Origin of the sequence: Methanocalculus sp. (assembly GCF_029762515.1) — an archaeon.
Classification (GTDB): domain Archaea; phylum Halobacteriota; class Methanomicrobia; order Methanomicrobiales; family Methanocorpusculaceae; genus Methanocalculus.
In genome coordinates, this window is the sequence record NZ_JARVGN010000095.1 from 1 (window position 1) to 6,301 (window position 6,301).

General features: G+C 52.1%; 7 protein-coding genes. All 7 read right to left on the bottom strand.

The genetic code is table 11. The features are described from left to right. On the bottom strand, positions 1 to 1,819 hold a 1,819-nt coding region (locus QCH34_RS04735; RefSeq protein ID WP_300330922.1), incomplete at its 3' end, for a transporter substrate-binding domain-containing protein. Positions 1,820 to 1,903: 84 nt separating this feature from the next. Beyond that, positions 1,904 to 2,740, bottom strand: a complete 837-nt coding sequence (locus QCH34_RS04740; protein ID WP_300330925.1) for a hypothetical protein — start codon at positions 2,738 to 2,740, stop codon at positions 1,904 to 1,906. Then, entirely contained in the window at positions 2,737 to 3,627 is an 891-nt protein-coding gene (locus QCH34_RS04745; protein WP_300330928.1) for a polymer-forming cytoskeletal protein, read from the bottom strand. Before QCH34_RS04745 ends, QCH34_RS04740 begins: the two co-directional genes overlap by 4 nt. Position 3,628: 1 nt before the next feature. Then, positions 3,629 to 4,864 (bottom strand): 2,3-bisphosphoglycerate-independent phosphoglycerate mutase, encoded by a 1,236-nt coding sequence (locus tag QCH34_RS04750; protein WP_300330931.1) that lies wholly within the window; start codon positions 4,862 to 4,864, stop codon positions 3,629 to 3,631. 62 nt (positions 4,865 to 4,926) lie between these two features. Next, complete coding sequence (locus QCH34_RS04755; RefSeq protein WP_300330934.1) at positions 4,927 to 5,541, bottom strand: 30S ribosomal protein S3ae; 615 nt, start codon at positions 5,539 to 5,541, stop codon at positions 4,927 to 4,929. 29 nt (positions 5,542 to 5,570) lie between these two features. Next, positions 5,571 to 5,816, bottom strand: coding sequence for a KEOPS complex subunit Pcc1 (locus QCH34_RS04760; protein ID WP_300330937.1), 246 nt, complete (start codon positions 5,814 to 5,816; stop codon positions 5,571 to 5,573). Continuing rightward, positions 5,813 to 6,301: DHH family phosphoesterase (locus tag QCH34_RS04765; RefSeq protein WP_300330940.1), on the bottom strand; the 489-nt coding region annotated here is incomplete at its 5' end. The genes QCH34_RS04765 and QCH34_RS04760, both read right to left, overlap by 4 nt.

The window sequence follows — 6,301 nt, forward strand, 5'->3', positions numbered from 1 at the left end:
TAGAGACATAATCCTCCCACCCGGAACCATTCTCCAATGCCCCAGTAACCATTTTGTCCTGGAATGCCTCTCCCGTCACATCGGTCTTCCCCTTGAAACTCACCCCGACGAGATGGATATTCGTTGCATCAGCAACCATTACCACATCGGTGTCATAAACAAAGACATAGAGTCCGGGTTTCTTTTCATTTCTGTATGGATGGCGCCCGGCATTGATCGCCCGGATCGTTGCCGGGGCATCATCTTCAAGTGCATCTGCTGTCAGGGAGACGAGCCCTACTGCCTCCTCTTCAGTCAGGAAATCGGTTGCATATGCCGGGGTGAGATACCGATAGAGGATCCGCTCGTACCGGCTGACCCCATACACATCCTTTTCAGATCGTATCCGGTCTAGCGCCTGCTGGAACGCCACAATAAGAGGCTCGGGAGTCTCACGGTTGAAGGTGACATAATACTCATGCATCGTGAGGGGATAGCCAATGATGATCGATTCCGGGTGCTCGGCATACATCCCGATCAGCCTGATTCCGGGATACTCAGCATATGCCCATGCATCGATCTCCCCGGCTTCGAGTGCCTGTATCAGTTCCTCTGCGCCGGTTGCGTACGTGATCTTCTCATAGCCGAGTAACCGGAGATCATCTCCGGCAATATCATCGGTGATCGCTCCAATAGAGAGTTTTAAAAGATCCTCTTCCGTCTGCACGCTTTCACCAGATCGCATGAAGAGGACGTATCTACTCCTGACAATCGGACCCGCCCAGAGGAACAAGTCTTCACGCTCAGGGGTTTTTGCAGTTGAAAAGATGACGTATCCCGGAACAGATAGTGTCTTTTGGTACCCCTCTTCCCATGTGGAGAGGATCACCTGGTCGCGGGAGAGATCAGTATTCAGATCCGAGAAGATCTCATCCAGAATATCAACTGAGATCCCCTGAAGGGCACCATCCTCCATGAAATTGTAAGGATAATGCTCTTCAGTCATATACGTGAGGGTGGCAAGACCCCGTGATGGGATATAGCGGTTCAGTATCTGGTCGTACCGGCTCAAACCACCATCTGAGGGTGTCTTTTTCAGGGCATCAAGTGCAGACTGAAACCATTCGACATCCTGCTGCGGGGTCTCCCTGTTGAATGCATAATAGAGATCCACGGTCGTGAGCCGGTATATCTGGTTAAAATAGCCGTATTTCCCTGTTACCTGTGCGATCAGGTACTCTCCTGCAAGATCACCTGAGGCAAAGAGATCAATCTCCCCTGCATCGAGCATCTGGATCAGGTTCATGGGATCAGGATCGGTGACGATCTGAGCATCATCGACTCCTGCCCGTTTCAGCTCCAGAACCGAGACATCATCTTCAACTGCACCAATTTTGAAATTGTTGAGATCGGAATCCTCTGCAACGGTGATATCACTTCCACGGCGTGCAAAGAGGACGATATCGTACGACGCGATCGGACCTGCCCAGAGGAACAGATCTTCCCGCTCGGGTCTTCTCGCAGTCGAAAAGACAGCATATCCGGGTGTTGAGCGTGCGGTCTGATATCCTTCGGTGAAGAGTCCGATCCGTATGGCATCCCCAGGCAATGAGAACCCTTTCTCCTTATATGCAGCATACAGGAGCTCAACTGCGATCCCTTTTAAGTCACCATCATCATAATTGAATGGGGGGAATTCCTCTGTCAGAAAGATCAGATCCGGTGCTCCGGATGACTCCTCTGCAACACACCCCGAGGTGAAGATACATGCCAGAAGCAGAACAGATAAAGAAAAAATAACCTGGGAATACTGACGTAAACCCTTCACCATTCTGTGCATATGCTGAATATGGAAGAGGGGTATTTATGCTTTCTGAAGCGGCAATTAATGGATGGAAGCCCGAGTGAAGAAGTGTGAGAACTCTCACCCCACACAGACCCACCGATCATAGATCGGGTCACGCTCATTCTCAAAGACCTCGATCTTCCGATCCACCGATGCACCCCACTCCCTGATCAGCCCCGACTCCCGTTCGGTCCCAACAGTGATCAGCGCCTCCTCACAGAGATCAAAGAGCACCATAACAAGCTCTTCCCAGAGATCTGTTCCAAACGAGTGAATCTCACCGAGCATGATCCCAAGCCCCCTCTCAGCCGGAGGCAGGAAGACATCGGCACTCCTGCCATCAATGCAGAGGGTTCCTTCCGGATCAAGCCTTCCTGCAATCAGCCCCCGGGCGATGAGCGCTTCATCATTATCATAGGCAAGCGGCTCCATCCCCATCTTTGAAACAATAGCCGATCCGATCCCCGAGCCACAGCAGCAGTCGATGCATGGACCAGATCCTTCACTTCCCCATATCTCGTGGATCAGGGATTCGAGTTTTCCTGTCCTGTCCGGAGGAACATCCTCAAATGCAGGATCTACCGCAGCACTGATCTCTTCGGCAAATGACCTCCGGACAGCCCTTTCCCAGAGATGCCGCTCTGTCTGGTAGAGATCGCCGCCAATCTCCTCAAATCGTCCGATCTCCTCGCCCGTCATCTGCCGGTACAGGCAGGTTGATGCCCACCATGCCGATCCGTCTTCCGAAAGGGCTACTGCCAGGGGATCATCATCCATATCAATCAGAAGCCTGGCACAATCGCTTCTGGCGGGGAGGACAAGGAGATCGGAGAGGTAGTCAATCCCTGATAGATCCCCAAAAGAAGGCTCAACAAATGTCAGGTTTTGAACCTCAAAAATCTCTTCAGCTTTCATCTCTTCTTCCTCTGTATTGTCAGTCCGCCGACTGATTTGATAACACCCTCAACGGTTGCATTCTCATCCATAGTCACCCGCTGCCCTTCCACATTCCCAAGTATCCGGACATTCTCTTCAATGACGATATCATGCCCGGCCTCCACATTCCCGTGAATTTCGGTACCAGAAGAGATCGCAATGGAATCTGTTGCCCGTATACTTCCAAAGAGGGTGGTATTCGATCCAACCGTTGCCTTCTCTCCCCGGATCTGACCGTGGAGCCTGCATCCTGAGCCGATCACAATTGAGGTCTGCACCTGAAGCCGTGACTCATCAAGGTGGGTTTTTGAGGGAAGCATAAGTGGATGAGCATCATCTTCACAGATCTCCTCAATGAACCTGTCGATCTCTTCCTCATGTTCGAGCCTGAGCATCGTCAGGACATAGAGGAGGATATAGAGGATCACCGGCATCGGGTTTCGGACCTCGATATCGCCGCGGGCATCAAATCCCTTCTCGATCATGACGTTATCACCAATATCGAGATTCCCCATCACAGAGAGTTTGCCCCGGATCGTAACACCCTCGCCGATGAAGGCATCTGCATCGCAGACGAGGTTGCCGTCAATTTCACAGAAGTTGCCGATCCTGAGATCACCCTCTGCGATTACATCCCCATTCAGGGTACAGGACTCTGCTATGAAGACATCATACCCGGATATCCCATAGTCGATTCGTGAATGATCGCCGACGATCACATCACCCGGTGCCTTGAGTATGCGTTCCTGCAGCTCGGTTTTATCAGGGATGACACATCCCTTTAATGTCAGCCGTTCCAGTTGAATCTCGTCCGGGACGGAACCATTCTGAGCCGGGACTGCATTCTCCTCCATACCAACCTGCACCTCATGCTCCGTACTTCTCAGATCTATTGATCAAGTCAACCAGTATCGGCATAAGATCTCCGCCCCGAATCCGGCTAAGCCCTCCCCCGGCTGTGGAGAGCTCATCAAAGGCAGCAACGGAATCAATCCTGACACCCGGACCACGAATGATGATCGGCACAGGATCACCTGAATGATCCATCACCGAACACGGAGTCGTATGATCGGCACAGATTGCAATGACAATATCATTCCATTCAAGAAGCGGGGCAAGGGCAGAATCAATCACCTCGATGAAATCACGTTTCAAAAGGGGCTTTCCATCATGGCCAAACTCATCTGCGCCCTTGATATTCAGGAGCACAAAATCCTTTCTCTCAAGCTCTTTTTCAGTATATGCAATTTTTGCAGTGAGATCGGAATCAGCCGATCCGGTGATCCCCGGTACAGTTACCGGCTCAAGGCCAACTGCTGATCCGATTCCCGAGATGAGGGCCGCTGCTGAGATAACACTCCCTGTAATCCTCCATTTCTCGGGGAACGGCTCAAACCGACCCATCACCCCGGCACCGCGGATCAGAACAATATTTGCCGGAAGGAGCCCATCGGCTATCCTCTGCTTATTCAGAGGGTGATCGAAGAGAATCTCCTGCGACTGGCGGAGGAACTCATTTGCCACCTCGGATGTGTGGAGATCTGATCCGGCATCCGTCATCGGCCGGATTGGAAGCGGAGGGAGCTGTTCATGTTTTGGATCATTGGAGGTTACACCTGCTCCAAGCCCTTCCCCACGGAATGCAAGAGCCGCACGGTGCCCGGCACCAGGTTCGAAGAATAGTTCCACACCAAATGCCGAGAGATCGACACCATCCCGGATCGCAGCACAGAGAGGTTCAGTTGAAGAGATCCGCCCGGCTCTCCTGTCGAGGATCGTTCCATTCGAATCAAGGCTTCCGAAATTGCCACGGAACCCGATCATCCCGGCTTCCATTTTTATCCCGCATCCTTCAGCTTCAAGAGGTCCCCTGCCCGTATAATAGCGTTCGGGAGGATATCCAAGAAGGCTCAGATGTGCAGTATCTGATCCCGGCCGGATACCGGGTGCAATGGTATCCATGATTCCGCAAACGCTCTCCTTTGCAAGGCGGTCTAAAACAGGTGTTGCCGCCGCCTGAAGAGGCGTCTTCCCATCCAGTGCATCACACGGCCGATCAGCTATACCGTCAAGTACCAGGAGAAGTATCTTCTGCGCAGTCATCCTGCATAGAGATACACCTCAATATGTTATGAGTATGCCCCTTTGTGGAGCGAAAAAAAAAATTATGCGGCAATGGCCGCAGCCTTCTCAGCTGCCGTCCTGACCGCTTCGGATTTGATCACATCGATTCTGCGAATCGGGAAGATCGTCCGTGATTCCTTGAAGATCTCGCGCGAGATATCCCCGTTTACCCCTGCCTTTGCAAAGGTATCGTAATCCATCTCAGAGGCAAGGCGGGTAACAACCTCAACCATCTTTGCCCTGATTGCATGGATATGCGAGAGTTTTGCCCGGTTCAGTGTGAAACAGGTGATCGTCACCTGAATCTCACGGCCACCCTGTACTTTCAGGGTCACGGTTGTGTCGATCCGTGATGTCCGCCGCTTAACATTTGAACGGATATAATCACGGGTCACCTCATGGCCGATGAACTCGGTATACGCTGCATCGCCTGCGACATTGTTAATCCGAAACAGCATCTTGATGTACTGTTTGGAGTAGTCCTGTGCAATCTCACCGAGTGAGATCTGCATAACGCGGCCCATCATGTTTGCGGGATCTGCCGAGACAATATCCCCGATAAACACTTTACCAAAGACCTCAGGGGTATAGACCTTGTACCAGCTCTTCGCCTTCCAGCCTTCGACCCTGCGTCCAACCTGCTTCTTTTTTGCCATCGTATCACCAAATTACCATAAACTACGATTTATGCCTGTTCTTGTTCCATCTTTTTTATCCTCTCGGAGCAGAGTGAGTCTGCAATCGAGAGGTTCATCAGATAATCGTCAACAGTTGCGATTGCCGAACGCAACGGCATGTCGCGAATCACCATTTCAACATATTCCTGAGATATATGCATCTCCATAGTGTCCGTATTGTCAGGAGAGAGACTCCCTGCAACACAATCGGGCGAAGCATGGTATGACCGGATCCGGCCACTCTTAATCTTCATGCCGGGATCGCCTCCATAACCGCCTGCCGGAAGAGTGTATCAGTCCCGGCAGGAATTGTCGCCCCTGCCCTTTTCATGTGCCCGCCGCCACTGCCGCCTACAGCAGCAGCAGCGGTCCTGACAATGTTATCAAGATCCAGGTGGAGACCCGGAGGCGTTCTGGCAGAGACAGAGCAGAGTTCGTCATCTCCTGTGATCACAAAGACCGGGGATGACCGTGTGAGATCGGTTGAAAGGAGATCGGCAACATCGGACGAGACTATCTTATCGTTCACCCGGTACCACCCCTCATCGATCTCTTCGACTGAGCCAATTCCCTGAAGAATCCTCTGCCGGAATACCGAGAAGATATCCCATGCTTCCTCCAGTCCGGCAGGATCACCCATACAGAGGGATACGGCAAGGCCGCCCCGCCCGGATTTTCCACAGGCATCGATAACAGCTGACATCGCAGGAGCCCAGGGGATCACCTCACGCTCAAGCTG

Coding starts and splice junctions, on each gene's coding strand:
- QCH34_RS04740 (WP_300330925.1), bottom strand. CDS start 2,740: ATGAAAGCTGAAGAGATTTTTGAGGTTCAAAACCTGACATTTGTTGAG.
- QCH34_RS04750 (WP_300330931.1), bottom strand. CDS start 4,864: ATGACTGCGCAGAAGATACTTCTCCTGGTACTTGACGGTATAGCTGAT.
- QCH34_RS04755 (WP_300330934.1), bottom strand. CDS start 5,541: ATGGCAAAAAAGAAGCAGGTTGGACGCAGGGTCGAAGGCTGGAAGGCG.
- QCH34_RS04760 (WP_300330937.1), bottom strand. CDS start 5,816: ATGAAGATTAAGAGTGGCCGGATCCGGTCATACCATGCTTCGCCCGAT.